The following is a 13,789-nucleotide window of genomic DNA, read 5'->3' as shown; positions in this document are numbered from 1 at the left end:
GCGCTATGAAAACAATTACGTATAAACAAACGGGGGCGCGCGGCTTGGTCGTGATACCCATGGTTCTGGGGCTTGTGCTCGGGCTCGCGTCGATTAACAGCAGTGCTGCTCCGGGGGATATTGATCAGTTCTCCACGAACCAGACCAAACTCGTTGATTCAACTCCGGATGCCTTTGGCGTTTCAAGTAGCGTTGGTGACGGCACTGATCCTACGATTTTGGGTGGTGCGCGTGATTTGGAAATTAAATTACTAACTAATGCATCGGGTAACCCGGCCTTGGAGGCGACTATTGAAGTTGCCGCTACCGTACTGGATGTTTCAATCGATACCCAGACGACAGCCGCTGCGAAAGTACAGTGGGATGGCTCTGATGGCAGTATCGCCCTTGATCCAACAGGCTTGGGTGGTCTTGATATAACGGTGGGCGGCAACGTTACCGAATTTGAATTGGTGACTTTGTTTGTTGATTTGTCTATTGTCTATACGGTTACAGCGTGGTCTGATGCGAACCGCTGGACAAGTGTCAAGTACTCGCGAACTCCCGTACTCTCGGGCGCCGAAACGAGCGTCTTTCCATTTTCCGATTTTACCAACTGCGCTGAAGCCAATGTAACATGCGCAGGCGGTGGGGTTGATCTGACCAGCCTTGGCGCTTTGCAATTGGAGGCTACTGGTAATTCCACGTTTGATTTGACTATTGATAGTATTACTACCAAGGTTCCTCCGTTCGCCTCCCTCGGTGATCGAGTATGGAACGACCTGAACGCCGACGGTGTCCAGGATTGCTCCAACCCAACCGGAACCAAAATTGGTGATGGCGATGACGGTTGCACCGAACCGGGTATTCGCGATGTTGTGGTCAACTTGCTGACCCCCGGCACTGATGGTGACTGTGGTACCGGTGATGAAGATTTTGTCGGCTCTACCTCAACCGACGCCGGTGGCTTCTATCTGTTTTCCAACCTTAATCCCGGCACCTATTGTGTCGAATTCGATAAGCCCAGCGCCGACGCCGCGCTTGGTTGCACCGACTTTATTGGTGGCGCACAATCCAGCCCGCAAAATGTTGGCAGTGACGTACTGGACAGTGATGCCGATCCCGCCACTGGCCAGACCGGTAATATTGACCTGAGCGCCGGTGAGGTAGACCGGAGCAACGACGCAGGCTTTTACTGCCCGGCGAAGATCGGTGACATGCTGGTGGATGATGTTGACCGTGATGGTATCCAGGATCCGGGAGAAGAGGGTGTTCCTGGCCAGGAGGTTAAACTGGTTGAGTGTGTGGGCGGTGTGCCCGGCAACGTTGAGATCGACAGCCAGTTTACGGGTGGCGATGGCATGTACATGTTCAATCCTCTGTCTCCTGGCGAGTATGCAGTTATTTTTACCAAGCCCGATGGTACGGAGTTCAGCCCCCAAAATCAGGGGGGTGATGAAGCCAAGGACTGTGATACCAACACCAATGGTGTCAGCCAGTGTGTGACGCTGGCTCCAAACGAGTACAACCAGGACGTGGACGCCTGTGTTGTTATCCCCCCTGCGGGGCTTGGGGATTTCGTCTTTGAAGATTCCAACCTCAACGGCATACAGGAGAATGGCGAGCCCGGTGTTCCGGGCATGACAGTGAACCTGTTGCTGCCGGGAACAGATGGCGTCTGTAATAGCAATGACGATGTCGCAACTGGTGCGTCCACTACGACCGGAGCCGCTGGAGATTACAAGTTCGAGAATCTGGTCCCGGGCACCTACTGCGTCGAGTTTGAAATCAGTTCGCTTCCCGCTAACTTCTGTACCACTGATGGTTTTGATCTGGGCGCTCCAGCATTTACTTTACACAATGAGGGTGACGATGGTTCAGATAGCGATGCCGATCCACTTACTGGCGTAACTGGCAATATTGACCTCGGCTCGAATGAGTTCGATCCCACCAATGATGCTGGCATCTATTGTCCTGCCAAAATTGGTGATCGGGTGTGGATGGATGACGACGGCGACGGGCTGCAGGACGGCTCTGAAGCCGGTGTGCCGAATGTTGAAGTGCAGCTCTTCGACTGTGGCCCCGACGGTGTCATGGATGGTGGAGATGATTCTGACACTGGACAACGGCGCTATACCGATAATACCAACGGCAATTATATGTTTGGTGCTGAACCGAATGTGTTCGATCTGATGCCGGGTAGCTACTACGTGAAGTTCGTCAAGCCCGATGGCAAGAGCTTTACCAAGCTTGATCAAGGTGCCGACGATAGTATTGACAGTGACTGTCGCGCTGCGGATGGTGCTACGTCCTGTATTACTGTCGGCTCCCGTGGTATCGACTTGAGTCGCGATTGTGGCCTGATACCGCCGCCGCCTCCGCAGTGTGACCTGGTGATCGACAAGACCTGTCGTGTCGAGACCCCGCCGCCTCCAGCCTTTGAGAAGTGCGATGGCGAGTTGAAGCAATTTACGGTTGTCTGGACGGGAGGAGACATTACTATCACCAAGGCGCCGTCCAATAATGCTCCGGGAGGGGTGGTCACTACCAATCAGGCCGTGACCTTCTTCGCGCCGTTTGCTGATAATGATGTAATCGTGGAGTTTGTGGGTACAGAGAGTGGTAAGTCGAAATTCCACGTTTCGTGCTCAGACCCGGACTTTAACAGCCCGGACGACTGCGGAAAACTTGCCGGTGACGGCAAGAAAAACGGCGATGGTTTCACTAACAAGTGGAAGCTGCAGGGCTTTATCGATAAAAGCGGCAGAGTGCTTGAGTGTGGCGCGGGCCCAAGTGCCGATTTTCCTGACCAGAATAGCTGCGTCGTTACGCTACAGCCACAACTTGCAAGTTGTGAGGTACTTGGTAAGCCGACCAGTCTGACCTTCCGCTACACCGGCATGGGTTGCGGTGCTAGTGATAACGACCAGGAGGACAAGGATAAGTGTGAGGGTGATGTCAATGGATTTGAAGCCGTATCCATTGTGGCCGGTGATAAGGATCTGGATGACCTCTACGATGTGGCGCCTGCCGTTGTAGCTCCCGGTGAGCTGTTCACCATATCGGCGAGCAAGTTCGATTCAAACTCCAGGATCGAGGTTAGTAATGGTGGTGGTACGGAAGCTAATACCATCCACACTTCTTGCTCCAAGCCGCTCGAAGTTGGCGATGTGTTCGGTAGTCTTGAACTGGTCAGCTTCAATGGTGTTGGCGGCGATGCCGGAACCGAGGTGCTCTTTGGTTACGAGGTGACCAATAACGGCGACCCATTGTCAGCGGTATCCATTGAAGACAGTGTCCTCGGGTCAGTTGCTGGTCCGTTTAGTCTCGACAGTGGCGAAACTCAGCGTTTCACCAAGCTCGGTACGGTTTTAGCGACTACCACTAACCAGGCTACTGTCATAGGCACTCTGCCATCCTCAGGAGGAGAATGTAGCGCTACCGATGAGGTAACTGTCGTTGTTGAGGAAGCTCCGCCCGAAACCGGGGAGTGCGATGGCAAGGTTACCGACCTGGTGATGAAAAACCTTGGTGCAGATGGATTGATCGTTGTTGAACAGAAAAAAGGTGGCGATATAGTATTCAACGACTTTGTCCTGGCGGGCGGTGAGTTTAGCTTCTCCGGCACAGACAAGAAGGGTACTTTGAGCACTGAGATCAGCATCTATGTGGATGGCGAGCTGAATACCAAGATCCACACCAGTTGTTCACAGCCGATCGGTCCTGGGCTTGTCAGTGGAGACTTTGAGGTGATTAGTGGCAATAGCCGAAATGGCGGCGCACTGCCGCCATTATGATCCTGCAGCCAATGGCTCTGATCTTGAGCTAAAGTAGTAAAAAGCCCGACTTCGGTCGGGCTTTTTTTGTTGTGCGCCGGACGTGAGTGCAAGGGTCTATAGCAAGCTGTCGGGTTGAGCTTTTGGATGCGAGCCGGATCTATTTCTTGCTTCACGCATGATTGCTCACAAGATCCGAAAAGGGCGATGTTAATAGCATCGCCCTTTTTTGTTTTTTTAAAGGCACGCGTGTTGGGGGGGTGACGAGGGCGCCAGGGTGGCAGTCCACACTTTAGTCTGTCAGCAATGTCCTACACGCCCTGGTGCCGATGACGCCTAGTACCACATCGTGGTTTGCGCCAATATATCCCCAACAAGGAAGTTCGCTGGGAAGCGTGAAAGCGGCCAGGATCGGTCAAGGGAAGCGTCCGAACACTAGGTGAGAATGGATTCTCCGGTCGCCTGATTTGATCAGGAGGCGTGTGCAAGGACCCGAAAGCCGACCCCGTAAGGGGTCGGCTTTTTTGTGCTTTGCCTGGGCTGCCTCAAATAACCCTTGCCGGAATCAGGTCATAGTCCTATACTCCTTTGAAAACAACAGCTTAGAGAAGGTGCAGGATGGCTCCGGATCGCGAGAGCGCGGCGCTGCACCCGGGCTGATACCGTTAGCTCGGTGCTCGACTGTTAACTCGATGCTAAGTTGTTAACCCGGTTACAGGTTTGTAACTCGATTAGAAGTTGGTAGCTCGGTTGAGTTGTTTGGCTCGATTGCGGTTAATGGCTTGATTGATCCTGATGGCTCGATTGAAGTCGTGAGCTCGATTGACGTTGGTGGCTCGATTGAACAGGGTGAAGCGAAGGAATGACCATGACCAAGTCGGAGTTGATTGAGCGCATCGCTGAACAACAGGATCAGTTGTCGATAAAGGATGTGGAGTTGGCGGTGAAGCTGATGCTGGACCATATGTCCCACGTCCTCGCCTCGGGCGAACGCATCGAAATCAGGGGCTTTGGCAGCTTTTCCCTTCATTATCGCGCCCCTCGCGTGGGTCGAAACCCCAAAACCGGTGACTCTGTGGAGTTGACCGGCAAGTACGTTCCTCACTTCAAGCCCGGCAAGGAAATGCGCGATCGGGTGAATGAGAGTCTCCAGTCGCAATAATCCCCGGGTGATATACCTGTAAATCCCGAGTGCCTAAACTTTAATTCCGGGCCGGTTATCTATCTCTTCAAGGCAACAGTTTAATAAATTTACGGTGGCTCGGCTGCTTCGCTGAGCCTGGCGTGCGCCTGTGGGTGCGGCTGCCTGCCTGGTGCGGGTGTGCTAGTGTGCTAGTGTGCGGGAGACGGGCACAAAAAAAGGGCTGCCATAGGCAACCCTTTTAAAAATGGCTCCGGCACCTGGGATCGAACCAGGGACCAATAGATTAACAGTCTACTGCTCTACCGCTGAGCTATGCCGGAACGGTGCACTTGGACTCGCCGTCTCAAGTAGGCGCGTATATTATAGTCCGATTTCGGGATCGTCAAGTCTCACTGAAAAATAATCCAAAAAAAATAACCGTTTGATTTTTAAGCAAAAAGCGATGCCTTCGGGGAGTGACTTGGGCTCGGGGCCGTGCGCTGTTGAGGGCTGCCGGCGCTGCCGTGTGCCCGGTTCAGGGGCGTAGTGCCTGGCGCCCGCAGGCGCCACTAATCTTCCGGTATTTCACCGTGTTCGATCAGCCACAAAAAGCTCTGGGTGGCGATATTGGCGATATTGTCGGTCTCCTTGTTCCAGGGCTTCTTGTAGCCGATAAATACCGTGTGCCCTTCGATGGAGCAGGTAAAAAACAGGGCCAGGCGGGACGCCTGGGCGGCACTTAGCTGCGGATTAATCTCAAGGATGATGTCGGACACGATGTGCCGATAGTTGTCGTACATGGCGTCCATCATTCCGGTGACCGCTTGCTCGTGGTTGGACAGCGACCAGACCTCGGGAAAGAACACCGTGGTCTTGCGGGTGCCGAGATCCCGGGTGACAGCGGTCACCAGTTCAATAAACTGTTGCCGTGGGGTGCCGCGGTGTCGTATCTCATTAAACAGTTCATTGTAGGCCTGCAAGGTATTGTCCAGCATGGCTTCTACCAGGGCATCCTTGCAGGGAAAGTAATACTGCAGGTTGCCGATACTGATACCGGCGGCGTCGGCAACCTTGCGCATGGAAAAGTTATGGTAACCGCGCTCAATCAGCAATTGCAGGGCGCACTCGACGATTTTATCAAAGCGTTTTTGCCCTTTGGCATGACTGCCCGGATTGCTTTCGGCGGGTATTTTCCTGGTGGTGCTCAAGTTGTCAGTACTCCTGCAGAGACCGCGTTTTAAAAAATAATCAGGTGCCATGATAGCCCGAAGGGCGCTGCTTTATTACCCCTCTGTAGCGGGGATAAATCTATAAAAAACAATTCTTTACCTGGCTTTCACCAGTGTCACGCGGGCCGCCGCTTGGGGCGGTAGCCGGGCGCATGCACGCCGGTTAATAATAATACACTTGACCTAGTAAATCCCCGGGCGTATATTTCAATACTAGTGCGAATGACCTATAAAAACATACTAATTGCAGATACTGCAAGTCCACTGGAGCCCAAAGAACCATGAACTTATCAGCTAAAAGTAAATTGGCAGCAGCCCTCACCACGCAATTCTTACTGCTCAGCGGCAGTGTCAGTGCGGCAGTTTTGGAAGAGGTGGTGGTAACCGCCCAGAAGCGCGAACAGAATATGCAGGATGTCAGTGTGTCGGTGACCGCCTTCTCGGGCAATGCACTGCGCGAGTTGAGTCTGACCAGCAGCACCGAAATCGCCGCCCAAACCCCGGGCCTGAATATCGGTACCCCGGTGGGCGAGGGCAACAACCCCTCGATCTCCCTGCGCGGCGTCGGCTTGAACGATTTCAATGACAACAACGAAGGGCCAATCGCCGTCTATCGCGATGAGGTCTATCAATCCGCCATGCCGGGCCTGACCTTCCAGTTGTTCGACCTCGAGCGGGTAGAAGTCTTGCGTGGCCCCCAGGGCACCCTCTACGGTCGCAACGCTACCGGCGGCCTGGTGCATTTCATTTCCAAAAAGCCCAGTGACGAATTCGAGGGCTATGTCGACCTGACCCTGGCCGAGAACAACCAGGTGAAGCTGGAGGCGGCGGTGGGCGGCGCCCTGGGTGAGAAAGTGCAAGGGCGCCTGTCTGTGGCCAGCAACCAACACGACGGCTATGTCAAAAACCGCATCGGGCCGGATGCCAACGAAGCCGACAGCTACGCTTACCGGGCGCAATTGAATGTCGATATCAACGACAACCTTAGTGCCCTCCTGAACGTGCACGGCGGCGAGTCGGACACCAACGCCCCCCAGTACCAGCATGAGGCTACCGATGACGGCACTGGCGCCGCCGGTGTCGCGGATTTTTACGGTTACCGGGACAGTGACGGTGATCCCTTTGCCGGCGATTATGACCGCGAGGGTGTGCTCAATATTGAGTCCAGTGGCGCCTCCCTGACCCTCAACTGGTCCAGCGGTGACCTGCAATTTGTGTCCATTACCGCGGTGGAAAACGTAGAAAAACTGCACCAGGAAGACACCGATGTGGGACCTTTTGACGGTGTCACTCCCGATTTTGCCTCCGAAAACGACCAGGTCAGCCAGGAGTTCAGGCTGTCGGGCAGCAACGCCAGGAGCAACTGGGTGTTGGGCGCCTACTACTTCGACAATGAGGTGGACGGTGCGCTGGATATTGATGTGAATTTCCCGGGCCCGCTGGTGGATGCCATTACCGGTGCGCCGGACGGCACCTTTGGCACTGATTTTGTGACCTTCTTCAATTACGATGTGGATTACGTCCAGACCACCGAGTCCACCGGTATCTTCGGCCAGTATGAATACATCCTCAGCGATCTGGTGAAGCTGTCCATGGGGCTGCGCTACACCACCGAGGAGCGGACCATGGACTACCAGAACCGCACCGACGGCGACCCCGATGCCGTGCTCAACTCCTGCTTGTTGCCCGCCGGCGATCCCTGTGACCTGGGGCTGGGAGCGAGTTTCCCCGGCACTGTCACCTTCCTGGATTTTACCGACGCCAATCCGGCGGTGGGTAATCTCAATGAGATCGACGTGGACAATATCTCCGGCAAGCTGGGTATCGACATCACCCCGGCCGACAATATCCTGGTGTTTGCCAATGTGGCTCGCGGCTTCAAGAGCGGCGGTTTTAACGGCGGCTTTCTCGATTTCACCGACGGCGTAATGGAGTCCGACGTTGCGTTCGACGAGGAGCAGCTCACCAGCTACGAGCTCGGCGTCAAGACCAATACCAGCGACGGCAAGCTGCGCTTTAACGCCACCGTATTCTATTACGATTACAAAGATTACCAGGCCCTGACCTTTGCCGGCCTGAGCCAGTTTATCAACAACTCGGATGCCACCGTGCAGGGCCTCGACCTGGAATTGGTGTGGATGCCGACTGAGAACTGGGACATTAACCTGGGCGCCAGCGTGCTGGATACCGAGGTGGATGAAGTGCAGGTGCGCGGTGCGGATCCGGTGCGCGGTAGCGAAATGGTGCTGGCACCGGAATTCAGCCTCAACGGCCTGGTGCGCTACCAGGCCACCGATGCACTGTCGCTGCAGCTGGACTTTAACCATCAGGGCGATCATTATTTTGACATCACCAACAGTGATCGCTCCAAAGAAGACGCCTACACCGTGTTCAACGCGCGGGTCGGTTACCAGGTCAACGAAAACCTCAAAGTGGCGCTGTTCGCCAAGAACCTGACCGATGAAGAGTACCGGGTTTACACCTTCGACTTCACTGGCCCGGCGGGCTTGAACCAACAGTTTTACGCACCGCCGCGCTGGGTCGGTGCCAACCTCAATTACAGTTTTTAGTCATTGACGGCTCGACCAAATAAACAACCCGGAATAAGAGAGACCAGTTATGCAACACTACGACATGATTATTAATGGCCAGAATTGTGCCGGTGACAGTTCGCTGGAGGTGATTAATCCGGCCACCGGCACGGCCTTCGCCAGCGTTGCCCGCAGTTCCGAAAAACAGGTGAATGAGGCTGTGGCGGCAGCCCGGGTGGCATTCAAGCCGTGGAGCCAGCAGAGCAGCGCGGCGCGCAAACAATTGTGCCAGCAGCTGGCCCAGGCCATGGAAGACAATATGGCGGAGTTGATGCAGCTGGTCACCCTGGAGAGCGGCAAGCCATTGCAGGGCTTGAACGGCATTGGTTCCGGCATGGAGGTGGGTGGTGCCATCGCCTGGACCCGCTATACCGCCGAACTCGAACTGCCGGTGGATGTGGTGCAGGACGACGACAAAACGCGCATCGAAGTGCACCGCAAGCCGCTCGGGGTAGTAGCGTCCATCACCCCCTGGAACTGGCCGCTGATGATTGCCATCTGGCATGTGATTCCGGCGCTGCGGGTGGGCAACACAGTGGTGATCAAACCGTCGGAATTCACTCCTGTGGCCACCACTCGCCTGGTGCAACTGGCCAATGAGATCCTACCCGCCGGTGTGCTCAATATTGTTAACGGCGAGGGCGACGTCGGTGCGGCACTGACCAGTCACCCGGACGTGAACAAGATCGTGTTTACCGGTTCCACCGCCACCGGCAAGCGGATTATGGCAACCGCATCGGCGTCGCTGAAGCGCGTGACCCTGGAATTGGGCGGCAATGACGCCGGCATCGTGCTGCCAGATGCGAACATCAGCGCTATTGTGCCGAAATTATTTGCTGCCTGTTTTCACAACAACGGCCAAACCTGTGCCGCCCTCAAGCGCCTGTACGTGCACGAATCCCAGTATGAGGACGTGTGCCAGCAGCTGGCGCAACTGGCCAAAACCGTGAAGGTGGGCAGCGGTCTGGAGGACGGGGTAGAACTGGGCCCCATCCAGAATGCCAAGCAGCTGGCAGTGGTGCAGGAACTGGCGGACTCGGCCCGCAGTGACGGCGGCCGCTTTCTGGCCGGCGGCGAGCCCCTGGCCGGCGGCGGTTACTTTTTCGCGCCCACCATTGTGGCCGACCTCAGTGACGGCAGCCGGCTGGTGGACGAGGAGCCCTTTGGGCCGATTCTGCCAGTGATCAAGTATAGCGATGTCGACGAGGTAATCGCCCGCGCCAACCAGAACGATCGCGGCCTCGGTGGATCGATCTGGTCGAGCGATATCGACAAGGCGACCGGCCTGGCGCAGCAACTGGAGTGCGGTACTGTGTGGGTGAATGAGCACGGTGCTATCCAGCCCAATGCGCCCTTTGGCGGTATTAAACAGTCCGGCATGGGAGTCGAATTCGGGCTCTACGGGCTGGAGGAATACACCTCCATTCAAACCGTAAAAGTACCGAAGCGTTGATGCAATGGTTACCGGGGAGCGAGCATGAAATGTAAATCAGTTACCACCACACTACTGGCCGGCACCCTGCTGGCCCTGTTGAGCGCCTGTTGGGAAGACAGTGGGTCAAGCGCTCACGCGGCGACGGCGCACCAGACTGCGCCCGCAGCGCTGGATCCGGATAGAGCACCGCTGCCGCCGGAGGAGTTTGGGCGCATCGAAACCCTGCCCGCCAACTACCCCAAAGACTGGATCCTGGTGGATGAGGTGAACTTCAGCAGCATGTTTGGCGGCAAGGTCATTATCCTTGACGCCGCCGAGAGCAAGCCGGAGCTGCGTATCAAAGGGATTATGGACAAGAGCCTGATCGGCAATTTCACCCAGCATCCCACCCGCCCCGAGCTCTATATCATGGAGTCGTTTCACGAGCGGGGTTCGCGGGGCAAGCGCAGTGACGTGCTGGTGATCTACGACAAGACCACCCTCAACATCATCAAGGAAATCCTCTGGACTGATACCACCCGCCTGCAGGCACTGCCGGAGCGCTACTCCATGGCGGTATCCGGTGACGGCAAGCTGCTGTTTGTGGCCAACTTCAGCCCGGCGGCATCCTTTACCGTGATCGATCTCGACAGCCATGAGCGCGTGGGCACCATCGGCACACCGGGCTGTGTGCTCACCTATCCCACCGGCAAGCGCAGCGTCACCTCCATTTGCAGTGACGGTGGCCTGCTGACCACGGTGCTGGATAACCGCGGGCAGCTGAAATCCCGCAGCCGTATCGCGCCGTTTTTCGACACCGACACCACGCCCATTTTCGAGCGCCCGGCGATCATCGACGGGTTGGCTTATTTCCCTGGCTTCCAGGGTGAAATGCACGTGGTCGATATGCGCGGGGAAGAGGCCAAATACCTGGAACAGTGGAGCCTGGTGAGCCCTGCCGAGCGGGCCGCCAACTGGCGGCCCGCCGGTCTCAGTCTCACCGATCGCGATGACCGCGGCCGTTTTTACACCATTATGCAGCCCGACGGTCACGAGGGATCGCATCAACACGGTGGCAACCAGGTCTGGGTTTTTGATGTGAAGAAAAAGCAGCGCCTGCTAGTCATTGAAACCCCCGGTTGGGCCATTTCCCTGGGGGTGACCCGGGGCGACAAGCCCAAGCTGGTGGTCACCAATGGTGAGCTGAACCTGGATGTGTTCGATGTGGAGAGCGGCAAGCTGGTGCACACGCTCAGTGACTTCGGCAATGTCACCCCGCTGCTGATTCACAAATCCTATTGATAGCCAGTACCCGTTTTGTTGTTGGCGGAGATTGTGTTGGCGGAGACTGTGTTGGCGGAGACTGTGCTGACAAAAAACGGGTTGACGAAAACGGGTTGATAAAGAATGAGCTGGCAGCGTCATCGCTGCAAGTGTCAGTGAGACCGACCCGCAGAGTGATGGAGAGTCTGTAATGCAAACTGAATTGATGTTGTCCAATACCCTGGCTTTTTTCCTGTTGTGGTTGTTGGCGGCGGCGGGGTTGCACAAGTTGTTGCCCGCCAACGCCGGTTACTTTCAGCAGGTGTTGCGCGGCTACGGTATTCCGTTGCCCTGGCTGGCGCGCTGCATGCCGCTGTTGGGATTGCTGGAAATTGGCATCGGCATAGCGCTGGTAGTGCCCGCCAGCCGAGTTGCTGGCGGGATTGCAGCGGGCGCACTGCTCAGCGCCTATTTGTTGCTGCTTGTGCGCCAATTGCTGCGCGGCCAGCGCGGCGCCAAATGCGGTTGCGCCGGGCCGGACAGTGACCTGCGGGTTGGTCCTGCCCTGTTGGCGCGCAACGCGATCCTGGTGTTGATGGCCCTGCTGGTCGCACAACTGGCGGCGGGTGTCGGCTCCGGCGCGTTTGGCTACTGGTTGCTGTCATTGCTGGCGGCATCGATGCTGGTGGTGGTTTACCTGAGCGCCGAACAACTGCTTAAAAACGCCCAATGGCTGCAGCGAATCGAACATTAAAAGCGAATTAATAATAAGGGGAATGTCATGGAACTATTGATCGTATCAAACGTTGTTCTCTGGATCACAGTGATCCTGATGGGAATTGTTATTCTCGCCCTCACGCGCCAGATCGGTGTGCTCTATGAGCGGGTGGCGCCGGCTGGTGCGCTGGCGGTGAATAAAAACCTGGAGGTGGGGCAGAAGGCACCGGAGATGGCGTTGCAGACTATCGCTTCCACCCTGGTGGATATCGGCGGCGTCGCGGCAGATGGCAAATCGCAGCTGCTGTTTTTTGTCTCGCCCGATTGCCCGGTGTGCAAGACCCTGTTGCCGGCGCTGAAATCCGCCGCCAGTCACGAAGCTGACTGGTTGCGGCTGGTGCTGGCCAGCGATGGCATGGAGCAGGATCACAAGGGTTACATCGCAAAGTACGGTTTGGACAAGTTCCCCTACGTGGTGTCGGAATTGCTGGGCAAGACCTACGGTGTTTCCAAGTTGCCCTACGCGGTGGTGATCGATGAGGAGGGCAAGGTGGCGTCCATGGGCATTATCAACTCCCGCGAGCATCTCGACAGCCTGTTTGAAGCCAAGGAGCGCCGGGTCGCATCCATCCAGGATTATCTCAATCCGCCCGCTGCTGATGCCCGGTCTCTCGCCGTGGAGGTGAAGTGATGTTTAAGCTTTTCGATCGCTGGTTTGAAAAGTCCGCCCGCAGTGTGGCCCAGCAGAGTTCCCGCCGCGGTGTGATCAAGGGGCTCGGGGCCATGCTGGTGGGGGGCGCCAGTATCCCGCTTTTGCCGGTGGCGCGAGCAGCTGATCCGGCGCCGGCGCGACCGGCGGAAGACGGTGACCCCACCAGTTGCGACTACTGGCGCTACTGCGCCGTGGATGGATTTCTGTGCAGTTGCTGTGGCGGCAGCTACAACAGCTGCCCGCCGGGTACCGAGATGTCCACTATCACCTGGATCGGCACCTGCCGTAACCCGGTCGACGGCCGCAGTTACGTGATTTCCTACAACGATTGTTGTGGCACCACCCAGTGTGCCACCTGCTTGTGTCAGCGGGATGAGGGTGACCGGCCGCTGTATCGCTCCGACAAGTCCAACGATGTGAACTGGTGCCTCGGTTCAAAGAGTTCCGTCTATCACTGCTCAACCGCTGTGGTGGTGGGGCTGGCGTTTGAAGAGCAATGAAAGGCCTGTTACGCGGCATCGCCCTGGCGTTGCTGACCCTCAACTGCAGCAGGTTGCTGGCGGAAGTGGATCTGAACGAGGCACGGGCAAAGTTCCACTACCAGATGTTTTGCCAGGGTTGCCACACCCGCGATGGCATGGGCAGCGACAGTGTGCCGCGGCTGAAGGGTTTTATCGGCAATTTCCTGCAGAGCCAGAAAGGCCGCGAATACCTGGTGCGAGTGCCGGGCTCAGCCAACTCCACCCTCAGTAACGATTTGCTGGCGGAAGTGTTGAACTGGAAAATCCTCACCTTTGGCGAGCACAGTATTCCCGACCAGTGGCAGCCCTACAGCGGTGAAGAAGTGGGACGCTATCGCCAGCACCCGTTGCAGGAAGTGCTGGTTTACCGCGAGGAGCTGGTTGACGAGCTGAAAGTGGTTGAAGCAACCAGTGCCGAATAGCCATTGCGGAATAAACAAGTGTAGATCCGCAAGATAATTGCC

10 protein-coding genes and 1 tRNA gene are annotated in these 13,789 nt (G+C 56.4%); 9 read left to right on the top strand and 2 right to left on the bottom strand.

All coding sequences use genetic code 11. The features are described 5' to 3' along the window. Positions 1–5: 5 nt before the first annotated feature. Positions 6–3,776 (top strand): SdrD B-like domain-containing protein, encoded by a 3,771-nt coding sequence (locus tag G8764_RS04790; RefSeq protein WP_166162354.1) that lies wholly within the window; start codon positions 6–8, stop codon positions 3,774–3,776. An 847-nt stretch (positions 3,777–4,623) separates the two neighbouring features. Next, entirely contained in the window at positions 4,624–4,917 is a 294-nt protein-coding gene (ihfB, locus tag G8764_RS04785) for an integration host factor subunit beta (protein WP_166162352.1), read from the top strand. Between the two features lie 227 nt (positions 4,918–5,144). Here ihfB and G8764_RS04780 read toward each other — a convergent pair. Then, a tRNA-Asn gene (locus G8764_RS04780) sits at positions 5,145–5,219 on the bottom strand. A gap of 228 nt (positions 5,220–5,447) precedes the next feature. Continuing rightward, entirely contained in the window at positions 5,448–6,086 is a 639-nt protein-coding gene (locus G8764_RS04775; protein WP_166162350.1) for a TetR/AcrR family transcriptional regulator, read from the bottom strand. 302 nt (positions 6,087–6,388) lie between these two features. Here G8764_RS04775 and G8764_RS04770 point away from each other — a divergent pair, with 302 nt between their 5' ends. The 7 genes from G8764_RS04770 to G8764_RS04740 all read left to right on the top strand — a co-directional run bounded on the left by G8764_RS04770 (position 6,389) and on the right by G8764_RS04740 (position 13,747). Continuing rightward, positions 6,389–8,677, top strand: coding sequence for a TonB-dependent receptor (locus G8764_RS04770; protein WP_166162348.1), 2,289 nt, complete (start codon positions 6,389–6,391; stop codon positions 8,675–8,677). Between the two features lie 49 nt (positions 8,678–8,726). Continuing rightward, on the top strand, positions 8,727–10,151 hold the full coding sequence (locus G8764_RS04765) for an aldehyde dehydrogenase family protein (RefSeq protein ID WP_166162346.1): 1,425 nt from the start codon (positions 8,727–8,729) through the stop codon (positions 10,149–10,151). A gap of 24 nt (positions 10,152–10,175) precedes the next feature. Further along, positions 10,176–11,414: an amine dehydrogenase large subunit gene (locus G8764_RS04760; protein WP_166162344.1), complete on the top strand. Its 1,239-nt coding sequence runs from the start codon at positions 10,176–10,178 to the stop codon at positions 11,412–11,414. Between the two features lie 172 nt (positions 11,415–11,586). Further along, the gene (locus G8764_RS04755) at positions 11,587–12,129 is read left to right on the top strand and encodes a MauE/DoxX family redox-associated membrane protein (protein WP_166162342.1); all 543 of its coding nucleotides are present in this window, start codon (positions 11,587–11,589) and stop codon (positions 12,127–12,129) included. A 27-nt stretch (positions 12,130–12,156) separates the two neighbouring features. Further along, positions 12,157–12,783: a redoxin domain-containing protein gene (locus G8764_RS04750; RefSeq protein ID WP_166162340.1), complete on the top strand. Its 627-nt coding sequence runs from the start codon at positions 12,157–12,159 to the stop codon at positions 12,781–12,783. Further along, on the top strand, positions 12,783–13,304 hold the full coding sequence (locus tag G8764_RS04745; protein WP_166162338.1) for a methylamine dehydrogenase light chain: 522 nt from the start codon (positions 12,783–12,785) through the stop codon (positions 13,302–13,304). The genes G8764_RS04750 and G8764_RS04745 overlap by 1 nt, the downstream gene beginning before the upstream one ends. Next, the gene (locus G8764_RS04740) at positions 13,301–13,747 is read left to right on the top strand and encodes a cytochrome c, class I (protein ID WP_166162336.1); all 447 of its coding nucleotides are present in this window, start codon (positions 13,301–13,303) and stop codon (positions 13,745–13,747) included. Before G8764_RS04745 ends, G8764_RS04740 begins: the two co-directional genes overlap by 4 nt. The last annotated feature ends 42 nt before the right edge of the window (positions 13,748–13,789 follow it).

This window comes from Pseudomaricurvus alcaniphilus, assembly GCF_011440395.1.
GTDB classification, from domain to species: domain Bacteria; phylum Pseudomonadota; class Gammaproteobacteria; order Pseudomonadales; family Cellvibrionaceae; genus Pseudomaricurvus; species Pseudomaricurvus alcaniphilus.
This window is presented reverse-complemented; position numbering and strand designations above follow the sequence as displayed.

Bases quoted from the DNA above. Each gene is read 5' to 3' on its own strand.
- G8764_RS04740 (WP_166162336.1), top strand. From the start codon at position 13,301: ATGAAAGGCCTGTTACGCGGCATCGCCCTGGCGTTGCTGACCCTCAAC.
- G8764_RS04745 (WP_166162338.1), top strand. From the start codon at position 12,783: ATGTTTAAGCTTTTCGATCGCTGGTTTGAAAAGTCCGCCCGCAGTGTG.
- ihfB (WP_166162352.1), top strand. From the start codon at position 4,624: ATGACCAAGTCGGAGTTGATTGAGCGCATCGCTGAACAACAGGATCAG.
- G8764_RS04755 (WP_166162342.1), top strand. From the start codon at position 11,587: ATGCAAACTGAATTGATGTTGTCCAATACCCTGGCTTTTTTCCTGTTG.
- G8764_RS04750 (WP_166162340.1), top strand. From the start codon at position 12,157: ATGGAACTATTGATCGTATCAAACGTTGTTCTCTGGATCACAGTGATC.
- G8764_RS04770 (WP_166162348.1), top strand. From the start codon at position 6,389: ATGAACTTATCAGCTAAAAGTAAATTGGCAGCAGCCCTCACCACGCAA.
- G8764_RS04760 (WP_166162344.1), top strand. From the start codon at position 10,176: ATGAAATGTAAATCAGTTACCACCACACTACTGGCCGGCACCCTGCTG.
- G8764_RS04790 (WP_166162354.1), top strand. From the start codon at position 6: ATGAAAACAATTACGTATAAACAAACGGGGGCGCGCGGCTTGGTCGTG.
- G8764_RS04765 (WP_166162346.1), top strand. From the start codon at position 8,727: ATGCAACACTACGACATGATTATTAATGGCCAGAATTGTGCCGGTGAC.